The organism is Mycobacterium colombiense (assembly GCF_001953985.1).
In the GTDB taxonomy this organism is placed as follows: domain Bacteria; phylum Actinomycetota; class Actinomycetes; order Mycobacteriales; family Mycobacteriaceae; genus Mycobacterium; species Mycobacterium colombiense_B.
The window spans coordinates 88,734-106,502 of record NZ_MBEI01000049.1 but is presented as its reverse complement, the minus strand read 5'-3'; the positions used below and the strand labels follow the sequence as shown (position 1 = coordinate 106,502).

Sequence of the window (17,769 nt, the reverse complement as noted above, 5' to 3'; positions counted from 1 at the left end):
CATACGGACTTCCGGGGTAGGCCTATAGCCCGACAGCGCGCTGTGCGTTTGCTCAGCCCCCGATTCGTGGTAATTCCTCAATCGCTTCTTAACAAAGCGTTAGACACGGCTTCCGGTCTCCTTAGGCTTGCGGCCTAACGTCATGAATGCCCTTTGGTGAGCGCGGAGGCGCCCCCCGAAGACGGCGCGAGCGCCACGGAGAGTGAGGGGTCCTCATGACGGTCGCAGGCAGCCGAGCTGGCCACGACAACTGCGTGTTTGACTGCGACGGCGCACAGGTTCGGGCGCACCACCGGCACCTGGCGACGGTGGTGCACATTCGCGGCGAAATCGACGAGAAAAATGTCGATAGCATCAGCGACCACATTGCGCGCTTCACGCTCGGAGAAAATCCCGTGGTGCTCGACGTGGCCGATGTCAACGAATTTGCTGAGGCGGGCATTTCGCTGCTCTACGCATTCGACGCCGATTGTCGTGCCGCCGGGGTGGACTGGACCCTGGTCGCCAGCTCAGCGGTGACCCAGGTGCTGGATGACACCGGTCATGACGAAAGTTTTCCGATCATGCGCTCGGTTCACGAGGCGCTGCAGGATCGGGCCGACGCCATCGAGCTGCGCCGCCGGATGGCGTTGCCGTTCGTCAGGAAGACGCCTTAGCGCGCGAGCGCGCGCGTCGCAGCCTGGCAGTCCCGACGACCGCCAGTACCCCGGCGCTCGTCAGCAGCACCAGCGTCAGCAGCAGCAGCTGCGGGTCGTAGAGCATCGACGTGGTGGAGGGCTGCCCGTCCGCGATCGGTGCCACGGTCACCGTGTGATGCGAGTGCCACCAGGTCAGCCCCGAGCACACCAGTGCGACGCCGGCCACCCCGAGCTCGAGCAGCGCCCGGTAGCGGGTGTTCATGGCGCCGTCCCGATGTCGTCGTCCCGGTCGCCGTCGATCGATCGGGTGGGCTCCACCCGTTCCTGGACCAGCGGGGTCAGAGCGGCGCGCAGCTGACGATGGCGGCGCGCCCAGGCCTGGGCCGTGCGCTCGCCGGTGAGCTTGAGACCGATGCCGACGCGCTTACGCGGCACGCCGACCAGTTCGCCGAGCGCGCGCGACGACTGCCACCGCGCCAGGTCTTTCCCGGAGGCTTCGTGGTTGTCGGGCTCGGGATAGACCTTGAGGATCTCGCGGACCAGGATTGTTTCGGTGCCCTGGCGCAGGGCGTCCTCGGTGAGCTCGACCGACACGTGGATGCGTGCGGCCTTCACCTGTATCCCGAGGAACGCCGATACGAGCACCAGGAAGATCGCGGGCACCACCAGCGACACCGGGGCACCGCTCCAGATCTCGATCAGCACCATCGCCACCGCCGCGGCCGGGCCGCACGCCAGCCACCACCAGCTGGCGCCGGGTTCGTAGAACAACCGCGTGGGTTCGGTGTCGCCGTCGGTAGTCATCGCAAGCCCCATCTCACGAGAGCCACCCTGCCGCATCGGCGGCCCAATAGGTGAGAACAATATCGGCTCCGGCGCGCCGGATGCTGGTCAGCGACTCCAGCGCCGCTGCGCGCTCGTCGATCCAATTGTTGGCGGCCGCAGCGCAAATCATCGCGTACTCCCCCGACACTTGGTAGGCGGCGACGGGGACGGGCGATACGTCGGCCGCGGCCGCGACCACGTCGAGGTAACTCATCGCCGGCTTGATCATCACGATGTCGGCGCCTTCGTCGAGGTCGAGCTCGATCTCGCGCAGCGCCTCGCGGGCGTTGCCCGCCTCCTGCTGGTAGGTGCGCCGGTCTCCGGAGAGGCTGGAAGCGACCGCCTCGCGAAACGGGCCGTAGAACACCGAGGCGAACTTGGCGGCGTAGGCCAGAATCGTCACGTCGGTGAAGCCCGCGGCGTCCAACCCGTCGCGAATCCCGCCCACCTGTCCGTCCATCATGCCGCTCGGCCCCACCACGTGAGCGCCCGATTCAGCTTGCGCCACAGCGAGATCCACATACCGGGCCACGGTGGCGTCATTGTCGACCCGGCCCCGGTCGTCGAGGACGCCGCAGTGTCCGTGGTCGGTGAACTCGTCCAGGCAGGTGTCGGCCATCAACACGGTGGCCTCGCCGAGGTCCTTGGCCAAGTCGCGCAGGGCGACGTTGAGGATGCCATCGGGGTCGGTTCCGGCCGACCCGATCGAATCCTTGTCCTCGTCACGGGGCACGCCGAACAGCATCAGTCCGCCCACGCCCGCGGCGACGGCACTGGCGGCCGCGCTGCGCAACGAATCACGGGTGTGCTGCACCACGCCCGGCATCGACGTGATGGGCCGTGGTTCGTCGATGCCGTCGGCGACGAACATTGGCAACACCAAATGCCGTGGCTCCAAAGACGTTTGGGCCACCAAACGGCGCAAAGCCGGGGTGGTGCGAAGCCGGCGCGGACGGTGCCGCGGGTAGGCCATTAGCTAGCGCCTGCGGCTCTTTTTGCGCGGCGGCGGCAGCGCACCCTCGGCGCGCAACCGCGCGGCGTGTTCGGCCAGCGCGTCGACCAGCGGCCCAACCGCGGCCGTTTCGGGCTGGACATCCACCCGCAGACCGAATTCGGCCGCGGTCTCCGCGGTCTTGGGACCGATGCAGGCGATCATCGTCCGGGCGTGCGGCTTGCCGGCGATGCCGACCAGGTTTCGCACCGTGGAGCTGGACGTGAAGCACACCGCGTCGAACCCACCGGTCTTGATCATTTCCCGCGTTTCCGCCGGCGGCGGTGCGGCCCGCACCGTCCGGTAGGCGGTGACATCCTCGATCTCCCAACCACGTTCGCGCAGACCCTCGGCCAGCGTCTCGGTGGCGATGTCGGCGCGTGGCAGCAGCACCCGGTTGACCGGGTCGAAAATGCTGTCGTAGGGCGGGAAGTCGTCAAGCAGACCCAGTGAGGACTGCTCGCCGGCCGGCACCAGTTCGGGGCTGATCCCGAACGCCCGGACCCGGTCGGCGGTCGACTCGCCCACACACGCGATCTTCACTCCGGAGAACGCGCGCGCGTCCAGACCGAACTCGCCGAACTTCTCCCACACCGCGCGCACCGCGTTGGTCGAGGTGAACACCACCCACTGGAAGCGGCCGTCGACCAAACCCTTGACGGCCCTTTCCATCTGGGCGGGGCTGCGCGGCGGCTCGACCGCGATGGTCGGCACCTCGATCGGCAGCGCGCCGTAGGAGGTCAGCCGCTCGCTCATCTCGCCGGCCTGGTCCTTGGTGCGGGGCACCAGCACGGTCCAGCCGTACAGCGCGCGGCTCTCCCACCAGTTCAGCTTCGCCCGGCTGGCCACCGTCTTGCCGATGGTCACCACCAGCGGACCGGTCAACGGGCCGGCGGGGTCGGTACCGCCCAGCACCGCCGAGTCGGTCAAGCCGTGCAGCGTGGTTTCGATGGAACGCTGCTGACACGTGGTGCCCTGCGCGGTCACCACGCACGGGGTGTTCTCGGCGAGCTCGTGCTCGATCAGGGTGCGCGCCGCGTCGGCCAGATGCGACGACGTGGCCTGCAGAATCAGCGGGCCGGGCGCCGCGGCCAGCGCCTCCCAGTCGACGTCGCCGCGCACGTCGGCGACCGTGTGCGAGGAGCCCAGCGGCAGCCCCGCATACGTCGGCACAGCATCGCTGGGAGCCAGCCCGGGCACGATCTCGATGTGCAGGTGGCTCCGTGCGATGGCGTTGACCTCGGTGATGACCGCGTCGACCGTCAGCGGGTCGCCGGCCACCAGCCGCACCACGTCGACGCCCGTGCGCGCCTCGGTGGTCAGCGTCTTGGCCACCTCGGCGGGGTCACCCAGCGCCGGGCGGATATCGGGACCGCCGGAGATCACCGCCGGCTGCGCCTTGCCCTGGTCGGAACCGCCGTCGCCGTTGGTGGCGGCCGGCTCGGCCGGAGCCGGGCCGGACACCGGTGGCAGGTCTTTGCCGATCAGGGCCAGCACCGGCTCAGGCACGTCGGGGTCGGTGAACACCAACGCCGCGTTCGCCAGCACCGTCGCGGCCCGGGTCGTCAGCAATCCCGGGTCACCCGGGCCGGAGCCCACGTACGTGATGCGGCCGGGTGTCGGCTTACGCCCTCGCGTCGTCATTGTCGCTCCCACGTAACTCGCAATTAATTTCCTCGCGCCGGGTCTTCCCGCGCTTCGCTCATCAGCTCTCGGGCGCCCAGCTCGAACAGCTCCGCGGCCACCGAAAGCCCAAGCTCTCGTGCCCGACCGGGACTGCCGATACCGGACGCACGGATCACGTCGGATCCGTCCAGCGCCGCTACGCAACCGCGCAGCGACAGCTCTTCGAAGATCCGGCCTTCCTCATCGATGGACTCGACCACTTCGGCGATCGCGCCCACCGGTGCGGAGCAACCGGCCTCCAGTTCGGCCAGCAGGGCTCGCTCCGCGGTGACCGACGCCCGCGTGTCGGCGTCGTCCAGTTCCGCCAGCACTGCCGCTAACCGGGTGTCACCGGCACGGCATTCGACGGCGAGCGCGCCCTGAGCCGGTGCTGGCAACATCTGCACCGGCTCTAGCGTCTCGGTGACATCGTCGAGGCGACCGATCCGGGCGAGTCCCGCCCGGGCTACCACGATCGCGTCGAGATCACCACTGCTTACCCTGTTCAACCTGGTATCTAGGTTGCCTCGTAGGGGGCGGATTTCCAAACCGAGACCCAATGCTCTAAGCTGCGCGGCCCGCCGCGGCGACGACGTGCCCACCAGCGAACCGGCTGGCAACTCCGCGAGTACCAGTCCATCGCGCGCGACCACCGCGTCGCGCGGATCGTTGCGCAACGGTATGGCCGCCACAGCAAACCTCGGGTCATCGGCGGTGGGCAGGTCCTTGTGGGAGTGCACGGCGGCGTCGACTCGGCCCTCTTCCATGGCCTCGCGCAGCGCGGTGGTGAAGACACCCACGCCGAGCGACTCGATGGGCGCCGATGAGCGGTCCCCCTCCGTGGTGATGGTCACCAGCTCGGCCGGGTGTCCCAGCGCGATCAAAGCGTCTCTGACGCCCCCGGCCTGGGTGGTGGCCAGCAGGCTGCCCCGGGTACCTATCCGGATCACGTTCGCCAAGCGCCTACTCGGCGGTCTGCTGCGGAGTACCCGCGTCGAATCCGTTTGCAATGACCGGCAATTCGCCCGCGGCCACGGCATCGACCGCGGTCTGGTCGAGTTCGAAGAGTTCGCGCAACGCCTCGGCGTAACTGTCACCGCCGGGCGCGCTGGCCAGCTGTTTGATCCGCACGGTCGGCGCGTGCAGCAGCTTGTCCACCACCCGTCGCACGGTGCGGGCCACCTCCTCGCGCTGGGCGCTCTCCAGCCCGGGCAGCCGGTTGTCGAGGCGCAGCAGTTCCGCTTCGACCACATCGGCGGCCCGCTGGCGCAGTGCCGTGACCGTCGGCGTGACCTCGGCCATCCGCTGTCCGGCCAGATAGGCAGCAACTTCGGTCGCGACGATGGTGCGGGCGGCGTCGACGTCCGCCGCCGTCGCGTGGGCCGAGGGCTCGTGCTGGACGCGGTCCACATCGACGACCCAGACGCCGGGCAGACCAGCCACCGCCGGGTCGACGTCGCGCGGCATCCCCAGGTCGCAGATGACCAGTGGGTTCGTCTCTTCGTCGCGGTGCGCGGCGGCCAGCGCGTGGTGCACGTCGGCCAGCGAGACCACCGGGGTCACCGCGCCGGTGCAGCTGACGACGACATCGGCGCCGGCCAGGGTGTCGGGCAGGCGCTCCAAGGGCACGGCGTCGGCCCGCACGCCGGCGTCGCGGATCTTGCGGACCAAGCGCTGGCCCCGCGACAGCGACCGGTTGACCACGTGGACCTGCCCGATGCCGGCACGGGAAAGGTGCGCCGCGGCCAGGGCGCCCATCGCACCGGCGCCGACCACGACGGCGGTCTTGCCCGACAAGCCCTTCAGGCGGCGTTCGGCCATGCTCAGGGCGACGGACACCACCGAGGCGCCGGCGGCGTCGATGGCGGTCTCGGAATGCACCCGCTTGCCCACCGACAGGGCCCGCTGGGCCAGCTCGTGCAGAATCCGGCCGACGGTGCGGTTGGTCTCGGCGTTGGCATAGGCGCGACGGACCTGACCGAGCACCTGCTGCTCGCCGATCACCGCGGAATCCAGGCCGCTGGCGACCGCGAACAGGTGCTCGACGGCGGCCTCGCTGTACCGCACGTACGCGTACTTGGTGAGGTCGGTCATCGACATCCCGGACTGTTCCGACAGCACCTGCCCGATCACCGCTAACCCGCCGTGGAACGCGTCCACCACCGCGTAGACCTCGACCCGGTTGCATGTAGACAGCACCATCGCCTCGGTCACCAGTGGCGACTGCAACACCCGGTCGACGATCTTGCCCTGATCGGACTCGTCGATGCTGAGTTGTTCCAGGACGGAGACCGGCGCACTGCGGTGCGAAACCCCGAAGAGCAAGACGCTCACGGCAGCATCACCTGGCCAGCTCCCTTGCTTCCTCCAGTAACTGAACTGCTGTCCACGGTAAACGTTTATCAGCTGGGCTACCAAATAATTGCCCCGCGCCGGCCGACCGGGCGGCGCGGGACGGGTCAGGCGCCGAGATCGGCCCGCAGCCGGGGCTCATCGATCTCCCAGTAGCTGTGTTCGCGGCCGTCGAGCAGGATCACTGGCAACCGGTCGCCGAACTCGGCCCGCAGCGCGGTGTTGCCTGCCGCGGCCGCCGCGTCGACGTCGGTGATGGACAACTCGAAGCCCAATTCACCGGCCAGTTCGACCAATCGCGCATGCGCCCGCTCGCAGATGGTGCACCCGCCGCGGGTCAACAGCTCCACCTGCGGCCGGCCGGTCGACTCAGTCATGGGCACCAGTGTGTCATCGGTGACTTGTCAGGCCATCTACCAGGCGTTATGTTCCGACCATGGCCGACGAAACGCTGCGGGTCGATCCCGTCGTCATGCAGGGCGCAGCGGTCTCGCTCAGCGGTGCGGCCGAGCAGCTGTCGGCCCAGCTGTCCCAGCTCGACGATCAAGTGGGTCAGCTGCTGGGCGGTTGGCAGGGCGCGGCGGGCACCGCGTACGGATCCGCGTGGGAGCTGTGGCATAAGGGCGCCCGCGAGGTAGAGCTCGGGTTGTCGATGCTGGCGCACCTGGTGGGCCAGGCCGGCGGGGCGTACCAGAGCAACGAGGCGGGGTCCGCCCAGGCGGAGCGGGCGGTGCGCGGTGGCTGAGGCGTTTCGGGTCGATCCCCAGGCGTTGACCGACGCGGTGCAGCGGATGGCGGCGTTCCAACGCTATGCCGAAGACATGATCGCCGAAATCGATTCTCGCGTAACGCGTTTGCACACATCGTGGACGGGAGCGGCCGCGGCGGCTCATGCCGAGGCGCATCAGCACTGGGTCCGCGGCGAGGCGATGATGCGCGAAGCGCTGGCGCAACTGGAGAAGGTCGCCACGACCGCCCACGGCAACTACACCGGCGCGATGTCGACGAATCTCGGTATGTGGTCGTGAACACAGGGCGCCACTGGCGTGTGACCCCGCCGAACTCATCGACCGGCCCGGGACACGTCAACGCCCGCACGCCATCTGCCCGATAGGGTTGGAGATCGGGCACCCGCTGGGTCGCCAGGCAACACAGCGATCTAGGAGGTTTGACGATGACTTCCTCTGACCCGGCCAACGCGGACCAATCCGGTCACGTCGACCTGGAGTCGCTGGGCGCGGACGCCAGCGCGGCGCGCGCGATCGAGGGCATGCGGGAAGAAGCCGCCGCCTCGGAAGACCGCCCGCAGCCCCCCATCGACCTGACCGCCGCCGCCTTCTTCGACGTGGACAACACACTCGTACAGGGCTCATCGGCGGTGCATTTCGGGCGCGGGCTGGCCGCGCGCAACTACTTCACGTATCGCGACGTGGTCGGATTCATCTACGCGCAGGCCAAGTTCCAGATTCTCGGAACGGAAAACAGCAACGACGTCGCCGCCGGCCGGCGCAAGGCGCTCGCCTTCATCGAGGGCCGATCGGTCGAACAACTGGTCGCCCTGGGCGAGGAGATCTACGACGAGATCATCGCCGACAAGATCTGGCCCGGCACCCGCGAGCTCACGCAGATGCATCTGGACGCCGGCCAGCAGGTGTGGCTGATCACCGCAACGCCCTACGAGCTCGCCGCGACCATCGCGCGGCGGCTCGGCCTGACCGGCGCGCTGGGCACGGTCGCGGAATCGGTGGACGGCGTCTTCACCGGCAGGCTGGTCGGCGACATCTTGCACGGCACCGGCAAGGCGCACGCGGTGCGCTCGCTGGCGATTCGCGAGGGGCTCAACCTCAAACGCTGCACCGCCTACTCGGACAGCTTCAACGACGTCCCGATGCTGTCGCTGGTGGGCACGGCGGTCGCCATCAATCCCGACGCCCGCCTGCGCGCCCTGGCCCGGGAGCGCGGCTGGGAGATTCGCGATTTCCGCACCGCGCGCAAGGCGGCGCGGATCGGGGTGCCGTCGGCGTTGGCGCTGGGCGCGGCCGGTGGTGCACTGGCTGCGCTGGCCTCTCGGCGGCAATCGCGCTGATAGGCTGCGCCGCGCAGGCACAATCGAGCGGAGGGCATACGCCATGACGGTCCCCAAGGAAGCCGAAGGACTCATCGGCAGCCATTACCGCGCACCGGACTACTTCGAGGTCGGTCGCGAGAAGATCCGTGAGTTCGCGCTGGCGATCAAGGACGACCACCCGGCCCACTTCGACGAGAGTGAATCCCACAATGCTGGGTACCCCGACATGGTGGCGCCGTTGACGTTCCTCGCGATCGCTGGGCGCCGGGTGCAGCTGGAGATCTTCACCAAGTTCAGCATTCCGATCAACATCGCCCGCGTCATTCACCGCGACCAGAAATTCAAGTTCCACCGGCCGATCCTGGCCCACGATAGGCTGTACTTCGACACCTATCTCGACTCGGTGATTGAGTCCCACGGCACCGTGCTGGCCGAGATCCGCAGCGAAGTGACCGATGCCGATGGAAAGCCGATCGTCACGAGTGTCGTCACGATGCTGGGAGAGTCTTCGAATCAAGCGGACGTTGAAGCTACCGCCGCGGCAGTGGCATCCATTTCTGCAGGGAAGTTAGGGGCGTTATAAATGTCAGCACACGGGGACACGGGAAGCACGCAACTGAAGCCGCCGGTCGAGAAGGTCCGGTCGCACTACGACAAGTCGAACGAGTTCTTCAAGCTCTGGCTCGACCCGTCGATGACCTACAGCTGCGGTTACTTCGACGAAAACCCGGACCCCCAGAATCTGACCAAGACGCTGGAAGAGGCGCAGTACGCCAAGCGCAAGCTGGCCTTGGACAAGCTGAACCTCGAGCCCGGCATGACGCTGCTGGACATCGGCAGCGGTTGGGGCTCGACGATGCGGCACGCAGTGGCCGAGTACGACGTCAACGTCATCGGCCTGACGCTCAGCGAGAACCAGTACGCCCATTGCGTGGCGGAGTTCGACAAAATGGACAGCCCCCGCCGCAAGGAGGTGCGGATCCAGGGCTGGGAGGAATTCCCCGGCGACGTACCGATCGACCGCATCGTGTCGCTGGGCGCGTTTGAGCACTTCGCCGACGGCGCGGGCGACGCCGGATACGAGCGTTACGCCACCTTTTTCAAGAAGTACTACGACCTGCTGCCCGACGACGGCCGGATGCTGCTGCACAGCATCGTGGTGCCCACCGCCGAAGAGGGCAAAGCGATGGGCTTGCAGGTGAACATGACCCTGCTGCGGTTCATCAGCTTCATCCTGAAGGAGATCTACCCGGGCGGAAAGTTGCCCCAGGTCAACCTGGTCGACAAGTACTCAACCGACGCGGGTTTCAAGATCGAACGCCACCACTACATCGGCAAGAACTACGTTCCGACGCTGACCGCCTGGGGAGACGCCCTCGAGGCGCACAAGGAGGAGGCGATCGCCCTGAAGGGGCAGGAGACCTACGACATCTACCTGAAGTACCTGAGGGGCTGCTCGGACCTGTTCCGCGACGGCTACACCAACGTCTGCCAGTTCACGATGGTCAAGTAGTCGTTCTTGAAAGGTCAACGCCACCGCGGATTTCCGCGGTGGCGTTTCCTTTTGCGGGGCGCGGCCGGATCAGCCGAAGAAGATGTTGCGGCGGCCGGCGAGCAGCCGGTACAGCGTCTGCTGGATGGTCTCGCGCACCTGGTCGGTCAGCTCGAAGGTGACCATCGGGTCCTCGGCGTCGGAGGCCGAGTAGTCATCGGTGTGGATCGGTTCACCGAACGCGATGTGCCATTTCGACGGCAGCGGCACCAGACCCACGGGACCGGCCAGCGGGAACAGCGGCGTGATCGGGAAGTACGGCAGCCCGAACAGCCGCGCCAGCAGCTTGACGTCGGTCAGCATCGGGTAGATCTCCTCGGACCCGATGATCGAGCAGGGGATGATCGGCGCCTTGGTCCGCAGGGCCGCGGTGACGAATCCGCCACGGCCGAACCGCTGCAGCCGGTAGCGGTCCTCGAACCGCTTGCCCAGCCCCTTGTAGCCCTCCGGGAACACGGCGGTGAGCTGGCCGGCGGCGAGCAACCGGTGCGCGTCCGTCGTGCAGGCCATGGTGTGGCCGGCCTTGCGGGCCGCCTCGCCCACCACGGGCAGATCGAACACCATGTCGGCGGCCAGCAGCCGCATGTCCCGCTGCGCGGGGTGCTCGTCGTGGACGGCCACCGACAGCATCAACCCGTCGAACGGCAGCACGCCGGCGTGGTTCGCGACCACCAGCGCGGCGCCGTCATCCGGCAGGTTCTCGATACCGCTCACCTCGACCCGGAACCAGGACCGGAAGAACACCCGCAGCAACGGCCGAACGATCGCGCTGTTGAAGTGCGGGTCGAAACCGAACTCGTCGACGCTGTAGTCGCCCAGCAGCCGCTGGCGGAGGAATCCGGCAACCGAGGCGACGCGCTGCGCCAGGTCGTTCAGCGGTGCATCGGCGGACGATGATCCCGCGGCGCGGCGGTGCTCGTCGATTTCGCGGACCACCGCGGCGATCTGCTCGGCCGACGCACGGCCGTTCGGATCAGACAGTAACGAAGGATGTTGGCGAGTTGACTCTGCTCTTTGATCGGCTCTCCGACGAGCCGCTACCCGACCCCGATTAGTGTGCAGTGGAATGACATTCGCTCTGGTTTCACCCGCCACGATACCTACCTGACCCCACCCCACGGAATTGGATTTCGGCTACCCCAGCGCTGCGCTAGGGATATGGCGCGACCTTCCCAGGAGCGTACCCGATGTGGGTCGATTATGGGAGTTAGGCTTCGGCCGCGAACGTAGTCGTCAAAGGCGTCCGCCGTCGACCATTTCGGGTGATAGCCGAGTTCTGATCGCATTCGACTGGTATCCATGACTCGGCCATAACTCAAGTAATCAAACTGATCACGACTGATCTCGTTGTAACGGTTTGCGCGCCGTAACGAGTCCAGCGCCCACACGCCGAAACCCGGTACCGGCAAAGGAATCCGGCCGGCCCGCCGGATCGCCTGCGACAGCATGATGATGCCGTCGGCGCCGATGTTGAACGTTCCCGCCTTGCCGGCCATCGCCGCACGCTCCAGCGCGCCCAGCGCATCCTGCTCGTGCAGCAGTTGCAGTCGTGCGTCGCGGCCAAACATGGTGGGCACCAAAGGGCCGGCCAGATAACGCGACAACGTGGTGTCCATCGCCGGGCCGATCATGTTGGCCAGCCGCAGGATCGTCACCGCGATGTCCGGCCGGCGCCGTCCCAAACCGCGCGCGTACGCCTCGATGTCGAGGCTGTCTTTGGCGAAGCCGGCGCGGAACGGTCGGCGGCTGGTGCTGTCCTCGGTGAACATCACCGGATCGTGCGCGCTCGAGCCGTACACCTCGGACGTCGACTTGAGCACCACCCGGCGCACGGAGGGCGCCTTCTGGCAGGCCGCGAACAGCTGCATCGCGCCCATCACGTTGATCTCTTTCAGCGCCGCGGTGCCACCGGATCGCGGCGCGTACGATGCCGCCGCCGCATGCACCACCGTGTCGACGTCGCCGTTGCGAATCACCTTGGCTATGAAGGGATTACGAATGTCGGCCCGGACGAACTCGGCGCGCCCCATCCTGCGCAGCATGTCCTTGCTCGGGGCTATCGCATCGACCGCGATGACCCCTTTGATCATCGGGTTCTGCGCGAGCCGAGCCGTCAGGTAGCCGCCCAGAAACCGGCAGGCGCCAGTGACCAACACGATCTTGGGGTAATGCACCGTGTTGCCTGCGGTGTCACCCGGGCCGGCGCTGTCCCCATTCGACGGATCCACCCGGACAGCCTAGCCGCCAGGCGAGATGGCGGCACTATGCCGCGGGCGGGGTTACTTACCGAGTTTTCTGCGCTGCACCCGGGTGCGACGCAGCAGCTTGCGGTGCTTCTTCTTCGACATACGCTTGCGCCGCTTCTTGATTACTGAACCCATGAACTCCGCTATCTGACCGTGACCTGCTTCAAAGATTGGACCCGGACACTTTACCCGGCGGAACGCATCGAACACCAAACCGGCGTCGATCGATCGCCGCGCAACCGCGGAGCCTGGATGCCGCCCGCGAGCGGCACCGTTTCAGGTCAGCCGGCGTCGAAGTAGGACGTCTCCAGCATGTCGTGGACGGCCTTGGCGTGCACCCGGAAGGACCGACCCACCCGGACTGCGGGCAGCTCGCCGTTGTGCACCAGCCGGTACACCGTCATCTTGGAGACCCGCATCAGCGCGGCTACCTCGGCGACGGTGAGGAACTGCGTCCTGCCCTGCTGGCTGTCAACGGAACTGGCGTCCCGTGGCTTACCTGCAGCATCTCGCGCTGATGGCCCGTTACTAGACGTCATCGCAACCCAATCGTGTCAGGCACGCGCATGCCAGCGGCTTCCCCTCCGCTGGCACCCACACGTGCTTACACAAGGAGAATAGCGGGACTAATGGGGTTACTGGTACTGGTGGGGGACAATCCGTTCAAAAAACTTGGATTACTCTGATGTAATTCTTAGCTGCTCAGAGCGCATTTTGGCGGCCTGAACGGCCGCGTCGACCGCCGCTCGCAGGCCCCCCCGTTCCAGCTCACGCAGGCCCGCCGCGGTGGTACCGCCGGGCGAGGTCACCGTCGCCCTCAGCTGCGTCGCCGTGGCGTCCACCCGCAGCCCCGGGGCCTCGGCCTCACCCAGCTGCCGATCGGCGTCCATGCGCTCGAGCAGCATCGCCGCCGAGCCCGCCATGGTCTGCGCGGTCAGGTCGGCGGCCACCTCACGGCTCAGACCCGCGGCGACACCGGCGTCGATCAGGGCCTCGACCAGCAGGAAGAAATACGCGGGGCCGGAGCCCGACAGCGCGGTGACGGCGTCCATCTGGCCCTCCGGCACGCTCAGCACGCCGCCGACGGAGTCGAACAGGGCCGAGACGCCTTCGAGCTGCGGCGCGGTGACGAACCTCCCCTTGGCCAGGGCCGTGACCCCGGCGCCGACCAGGGCCGCCGCGTTCGGCATGGCGCGCACCACCGGCGTCCCGGCCGGAAGCTTCGACTCGAAGTAGGTGATGGTGACCCCGGCCGCGACCGTGACGAAGACCTGCTCGGCGGTGTCGCTCTCGGCGGCGCCCGCCGCGCGGGCGATCTCGGCCATCACCGACTCGACGTCGGCCGGTTTGACCGCGACCACGACGAAAGACGCGTTCTCCACCGCGTCGGACACCGAGCTGATCAGCACCGAATACGTGTCCGCCAGGTACTTGGCGCGCTCGGGAACCCGCTCGACCACCACCAAGTCCTTGACCTGACGGCCCGCCCGCAGCAGACCCGACAGCAGTGCCTCCCCGATGCTGCCGCCACCGATGATCGCGATTCTTGCCATGCCGGACAGCATCGCAGACACCGCGCTCTAGCGAGCGGCAGGGACCAGTGCCAATTGGCGGGCCTGCACCACCAGGCGGCCCAGGCTGTCGACGACGGTGTGGTCCTCGTCGAACCAGTCGTGCCCGATCTCGGTGCAGGTCGCGATGATGCGCAGCCAACCGTCGGCCGGCAGGCCACGCAGAAACGCCGTGAGCTGGATGGTGGGCGCCCAACCGGTGCGGTCCACGGCGAAGGTCACCGGCGCCGACAGGTCGCCGCACATGAGCGCGAACAGCGCGTCCGGGGCCACCCCGCGGGGGCGCGCCCACATCTGGATCACCGGCGGGCGCCCGTCGCTGCGCGGCGCCATCGTCGACAGCACCGGCCGCACGTCGCACCCCTCCCCCAGGTGCACGAGGCCGGCCAGCGGATGACCCGGCCCGATCGGCTCGATGTCGTCGGGTGGCTCGGGCGCCATCAGGTCCAGCACCGGGTTGGCCGACAGCAGCGGCCTGGCTATCCCTTCCGAGCCGTCCCGATGCCAGTGCTCGGGCTCGCCGAGGTTCACCACCGCGTGCACCGCGGTGCGGTCGCCCTGGTTGAGCTCGACGTCGACGACGCTGATCCGGCGGCCCCGCTTGCGGATCGAGGTCACCAGCTGCACCGGGCCGGGGTCGGGCGCCCACAGGAAGCTCGCCGACACCGCGACGGGCTGCTGGGCGGGCTCGAGGCCGTCGGACTGGCCACCCCAGGCGGTGCGGGCGGCGTTGGCGCACAGCGCCAGCATCGCGCCGCCGTGCACCTTGGGACCGATGGTCCAGCGCTTGTCGAGCTCGCCCTCAAAGACGCCCGAATCGACCTCCCGCAACGTCATTGCGGTGGTGAATAACGCACTCATGTTGTCTGGATTTCTCCCGGCTTGGTCAGCGCAGCAGATGCGTGCGGGCAAACTGCAGCGATTCGGCGAGCATGGCCTCGCGCTCGTTGGCGGAACGCGCGCTGGACGTGGACACCTCCAGGATGACGTGCCCGGTGAAATGGCTGCCGGCCAGCATCTGGCACACCTCGGCGGTGGGTTGGGTGCCGCGCCCGGGCACCAGGTGCTCGTCAGCGGGCAGGCCGTTGCCGTCACACAGGTGCAGGTGCACCAGCCCCGACCCCATCCGCTGCGCCATGTCGAGCGAGTCGGTGCCCGCGGTCGCGGTGTGGGACAGGTCCAGCGTGTAGTGCGCGTGGTTGCCGTCGAGCGGGTCGTAGGAGGGCGAGAATGCCGAGATCGCCGGGCCCGGTCCGCCGCCGCGTTTGCGCATCCGTTCCAGCGACTGGCCGGCCCCGAAGAACCGGTCGGCCCGGAACGGGAACATGTTCTCCACCGCGACCAGCACGTCGCTGGACGCTTCCAGCTTCGCCACCTGCTCGGAGAAACCCTCGGCGTAGCGCCGCTGCCACCGAAACGGCGGGTGCACGACCACGGTCTGCGCGCCCAGCTCCTCGGCGGCGCGCACGCTGCGATCGAGCTTGGGGACCGGGTTGGCGCCCCACACCCGCTGCGAGATCAGCAGGCAGGGCGCGTGCACCGACAAGACCGGGATGCGGTAGCGCCGCGACAGTTTCTTGACGGCGGCGACGTCCTGGCTGACCGACTCGGCCCACACCATCAGCTCGACGCCGTCGTAGCCGAGCCGGGCCGCGTACTCGAAAGCCGCCTCGGCCCGCAACGGGTACACCGAAGCCGTGGAAAGGCCGACTTTGATGGCGGGGCGCACTGTCTACGGTGCCGCTTAGCCCGATTGCAACGACAGCGCCAAGGGTCCCAGGGTGATCAGCGCACCCACCGCGACCGCGATCAACGTGCTGGCGATGTCCTCGGTCTTGCGGACCACCCGCACCCCGGCCACCAGGCCCAGGATGACCAGCACCGATAGCACCAGCGCCACCAGGCTGTTCCAGCGCCACAGCTGGTCGAAGGCCACGAACAGCCCGCCGCCGAACGCGACGGCCAGCATCGACTGCAGCACGACCACGCCGCCGCGCCACACGGCGTCGAATCTGCCCTGCTCCGGGTGCGCGTCCGCGGCGGCGTCCGCCTCCCGGTCCTCGAGGTCGAGGTGGTCATCGCCGAGCACCCCGGCCGGCAGCGGTCCCGAGCCGTCCTCGTCGTCCTCGTCATCCCCGGATCGCAGGAAGGAGCGCACGTAGGCGGAGTCCTCCAGCGCCGGTTCGGCCTCGCGCACTTCGGAGTCCATGACGTCCACCGGGACGTCGGCGTAGTGGTCCAGCGGGTCGAAGCTCATGTCCTCGGCCCCGGAGCCGCCCTGGCCGGTGCCATTGGCGGACGAACCGGACGGGCCGGCTTCGGGCAACGGCCGCGGGTATTCGCTGCGCTCGGGCCCCGGCGCGCGCTTGGGCTGCGGCGGTGACTTGGGCCAGCGCGGCTCGGGCTCGGACCAGTAGGGCGCCCTGGGCTCGGCTTTGGTCACCGGCTCGGCGACGGCCTCCCGGGCGGGAGGCGCGGCGGGCGGCGCCGCATCGACTGCGTCGATCGTGTCGGTGGCTTCGTTGGCGTTGCGCGCGGGTTCGTCGTCGTCATCGCGGATCACCGGAAGGTCGCCGGTCAGTTCGGCGACGGTCACCGAGTCGCTGTCGCCGCGCCGGCGGCGACGCCGCCGGGTGACCGCCGGGGCGCCGATGGTTCCGTTTCTTGCCAGCAACTCGGCAACCGAGATGGGCCGGGTGCCGGGGCCCTCAGCCTCGGAGTGCGGTCCGGTCATGGTTTGTCGCCTCTCGATCGGTTCTGATTCCGATCAACTACCTGACCTCCAGCATCGCGCACCGAAGGCTCCATGAGGGCCGATCCGTCGGCTTCGCTGTCGAGTTTGCGCAAGATGAGACCTTCCCGTAATGCCCACGGGCAAATATCCACCGATTCGATCGACAGCGCTCTCATGCTTGCCTCCGCCACCAGAGCACCCGCAACGATCTGCGGTGCCCGCTCGGCGCTCACTCCTTCCAGTTCTGCCCGGTCAGCGGTCGTCATCCTAGAGATGAAAGATATGAGTTGCCTGAGGCCGTTTGCTGTAAGCGTCCTCTTGACCCGCGGCCCAGCGCCCGACGGCGCCGCACCGGTGAGCCGCGCCAGCGAGCGGAAAGTCTTCGACGTCGCCACCGTCAGGTCCGGACTACCCGTCTCCAGGATGTTCACGCTGGCCTCGGACAGCTCGGCGTCCAGCCAGTCCCGCAGCATCGCCACCCGGCGCCGGCCGGGCGGATCGTCGGGCAGCCACTCGCGGGTGAGCCGCCCGGCGCCCAGCGGCAGTGACAACGCGACCTCGGGCTCCTCGTCCACCCCGCTGGACATCTCCAGCGAGCCGCCACCGATGTCCAGGTTGATGATGCGGCCCGCGCTCCACCCGTACCATCGGCGCACCGCCAGGAAGGTCAGCCGCGACTCGTCGACGCCGGTCAGCACCCGCAGTTCGACGCCGGTCTCCTTGCGCACCCGGCTCAGCACGTCCTCGGAGTTGCCGGCGTCGCGGACCGCGGAAGTGGCGAAGGCCATCAGCTCCGCGCAGCCCGAACTGTCGGCGATCTTGGCGAATTCGTCGATCGTGGAGATCAGCTTCTCGGCACCGCGTTTGGTGATTTTGCCGGCGCTGTCGGTGGCCTCGGCCAGACGCAGAGTGGCTTTCGTCGAACTCATCGGCGTCGGATGACCGCCGCGGTGGGCATCGACCACCAGCAGATGCACCGTGTTGCTGCCCACGTCGAGAACGCCCAATCGCACGTAAACAAACTAACGAAGCCTCGGGGGCGATGCTTTGCGCGACCCGGCTAACCCGCCGTGATCGCCGCCATACGGACCCCGAGTGTCAGCGCCTCAAACGGGCCGAACCGTGGT

22 protein-coding genes are annotated in these 17,769 nt (G+C 68.1%); 6 read left to right on the top strand and 16 right to left on the bottom strand.

Annotated features, from left to right (window positions below; genetic code table 11):
- The first annotated feature begins 215 nt into the window (after positions 1-215).
- A complete protein-coding gene (locus A5732_RS12190) occupies positions 216-656 on the top strand; it encodes an STAS domain-containing protein (RefSeq protein WP_076102313.1) in 441 nt (146 codons plus the stop codon).
- On the opposite strand, the gene A5732_RS12185 is transcribed toward A5732_RS12190, so the two are convergent.
- The 7 genes from A5732_RS12185 to A5732_RS12155 form a co-directional block, all read right to left on the bottom strand.
- Positions 640-900, bottom strand: a complete 261-nt coding sequence (locus tag A5732_RS12185) for a hypothetical protein (RefSeq protein WP_076102312.1) — start codon at positions 898-900, stop codon at positions 640-642. The genes A5732_RS12190 and A5732_RS12185 overlap by 17 nt on opposite strands.
- A complete protein-coding gene (locus A5732_RS12180) occupies positions 897-1,442 on the bottom strand; it encodes a DUF3093 family protein (RefSeq protein WP_076102367.1) in 546 nt (181 codons plus the stop codon). Before A5732_RS12180 ends, A5732_RS12185 begins: the two co-directional genes overlap by 4 nt.
- A 13-nt stretch (positions 1,443-1,455) precedes the next feature.
- Positions 1,456-2,436 carry a porphobilinogen synthase gene (hemB, locus tag A5732_RS12175; RefSeq protein ID WP_076102311.1) on the bottom strand — a complete coding sequence of 327 codons (981 nt, stop codon included), beginning with the start codon at positions 2,434-2,436 and terminating at the stop codon, positions 1,456-1,458.
- A 3-nt stretch (positions 2,437-2,439) separates the two neighbouring features.
- On the bottom strand, positions 2,440-4,098 hold the full coding sequence (locus tag A5732_RS12170) for a uroporphyrinogen-III synthase (protein ID WP_076102310.1): 1,659 nt from the start codon (positions 4,096-4,098) through the stop codon (positions 2,440-2,442).
- 23 nt (positions 4,099-4,121) lie between these two features.
- Entirely contained in the window at positions 4,122-5,069 is a 948-nt protein-coding gene (gene hemC / locus A5732_RS12165) for a hydroxymethylbilane synthase (RefSeq protein ID WP_076102366.1), read from the bottom strand.
- A gap of 13 nt (positions 5,070-5,082) precedes the next feature.
- Complete coding sequence (locus A5732_RS12160) at positions 5,083-6,453, bottom strand: glutamyl-tRNA reductase (protein WP_076102309.1); 1,371 nt, start codon at positions 6,451-6,453, stop codon at positions 5,083-5,085.
- Positions 6,454-6,578: 125 nt separating this feature from the next.
- Positions 6,579-6,848 (bottom strand): glutaredoxin family protein, encoded by a 270-nt coding sequence (locus A5732_RS12155; RefSeq protein ID WP_076102308.1) that lies wholly within the window; start codon positions 6,846-6,848, stop codon positions 6,579-6,581.
- Positions 6,849-6,907: 59 nt separating this feature from the next.
- On the opposite strand from A5732_RS12155, the gene A5732_RS12150 reads away from it, so the two are divergent.
- From A5732_RS12150 to A5732_RS12130, 5 genes are all read left to right on the top strand, one after another.
- Positions 6,908-7,216 (top strand): WXG100 family type VII secretion target, encoded by a 309-nt coding sequence (locus tag A5732_RS12150; RefSeq protein ID WP_076102307.1) that lies wholly within the window; start codon positions 6,908-6,910, stop codon positions 7,214-7,216.
- Positions 7,209-7,499 (top strand): WXG100 family type VII secretion target, encoded by a 291-nt coding sequence (locus A5732_RS12145; RefSeq protein WP_076102306.1) that lies wholly within the window; start codon positions 7,209-7,211, stop codon positions 7,497-7,499. Before A5732_RS12150 ends, A5732_RS12145 begins: the two co-directional genes overlap by 8 nt.
- Before the next feature lie 146 nt (positions 7,500-7,645).
- Entirely contained in the window at positions 7,646-8,557 is a 912-nt protein-coding gene (locus tag A5732_RS12140) for an HAD family hydrolase (protein ID WP_076052478.1), read from the top strand.
- A gap of 43 nt (positions 8,558-8,600) precedes the next feature.
- Positions 8,601-9,122, top strand: coding sequence for an FAS1-like dehydratase domain-containing protein (locus A5732_RS12135; RefSeq protein WP_064952671.1), 522 nt, complete (start codon positions 8,601-8,603; stop codon positions 9,120-9,122).
- The gene (locus A5732_RS12130) at positions 9,123-10,052 is read left to right on the top strand and encodes a cyclopropane mycolic acid synthase family methyltransferase (RefSeq protein ID WP_076052477.1); all 930 of its coding nucleotides are present in this window, start codon (positions 9,123-9,125) and stop codon (positions 10,050-10,052) included.
- Positions 10,053-10,121: 69 nt separating this feature from the next.
- Here A5732_RS12130 and A5732_RS12125 read toward each other — a convergent pair whose 3' ends face one another.
- The 9 genes from A5732_RS12125 to A5732_RS12085 form a co-directional block, all read right to left on the bottom strand.
- On the bottom strand, positions 10,122-11,210 hold the full coding sequence (locus A5732_RS12125; protein WP_170880017.1) for a lysophospholipid acyltransferase family protein: 1,089 nt from the start codon (positions 11,208-11,210) through the stop codon (positions 10,122-10,124).
- On the bottom strand, positions 11,192-12,319 hold the full coding sequence (locus A5732_RS12120; protein ID WP_076052475.1) for an SDR family oxidoreductase: 1,128 nt from the start codon (positions 12,317-12,319) through the stop codon (positions 11,192-11,194). The genes A5732_RS12125 and A5732_RS12120 overlap by 19 nt, the downstream gene beginning before the upstream one ends.
- 51 nt (positions 12,320-12,370) lie before the next feature.
- A complete protein-coding gene (locus A5732_RS12115) occupies positions 12,371-12,472 on the bottom strand; it encodes a 30S ribosomal protein bS22 (protein ID WP_003402602.1) in 102 nt (33 codons plus the stop codon).
- Positions 12,473-12,618: 146 nt separating this feature from the next.
- The gene (locus A5732_RS12110; RefSeq protein WP_040629292.1) at positions 12,619-12,876 is read right to left on the bottom strand and encodes a cell division/environmental response transcriptional regulator; all 258 of its coding nucleotides are present in this window, start codon (positions 12,874-12,876) and stop codon (positions 12,619-12,621) included.
- 138 nt (positions 12,877-13,014) lie between these two features.
- On the bottom strand, positions 13,015-13,890 hold the full coding sequence (gene proC, locus A5732_RS12105; protein WP_171975011.1) for a pyrroline-5-carboxylate reductase: 876 nt from the start codon (positions 13,888-13,890) through the stop codon (positions 13,015-13,017).
- 27 nt (positions 13,891-13,917) lie between these two features.
- Complete coding sequence (locus tag A5732_RS12100) at positions 13,918-14,769, bottom strand: thioesterase family protein (RefSeq protein ID WP_076102305.1); 852 nt, start codon at positions 14,767-14,769, stop codon at positions 13,918-13,920.
- A gap of 25 nt (positions 14,770-14,794) precedes the next feature.
- A complete protein-coding gene (locus A5732_RS12095; protein ID WP_065055130.1) occupies positions 14,795-15,637 on the bottom strand; it encodes a sugar phosphate isomerase/epimerase family protein in 843 nt (280 codons plus the stop codon).
- A gap of 15 nt (positions 15,638-15,652) precedes the next feature.
- Entirely contained in the window at positions 15,653-16,642 is a 990-nt protein-coding gene (locus tag A5732_RS12090) for a hypothetical protein (protein ID WP_076052472.1), read from the bottom strand.
- Positions 16,639-17,655, bottom strand: a complete 1,017-nt coding sequence (locus A5732_RS12085; protein ID WP_064952679.1) for a Ppx/GppA phosphatase family protein — start codon at positions 17,653-17,655, stop codon at positions 16,639-16,641. Before A5732_RS12085 ends, A5732_RS12090 begins: the two co-directional genes overlap by 4 nt.
- Positions 17,656-17,769: the final 114 nt, after the last annotated feature.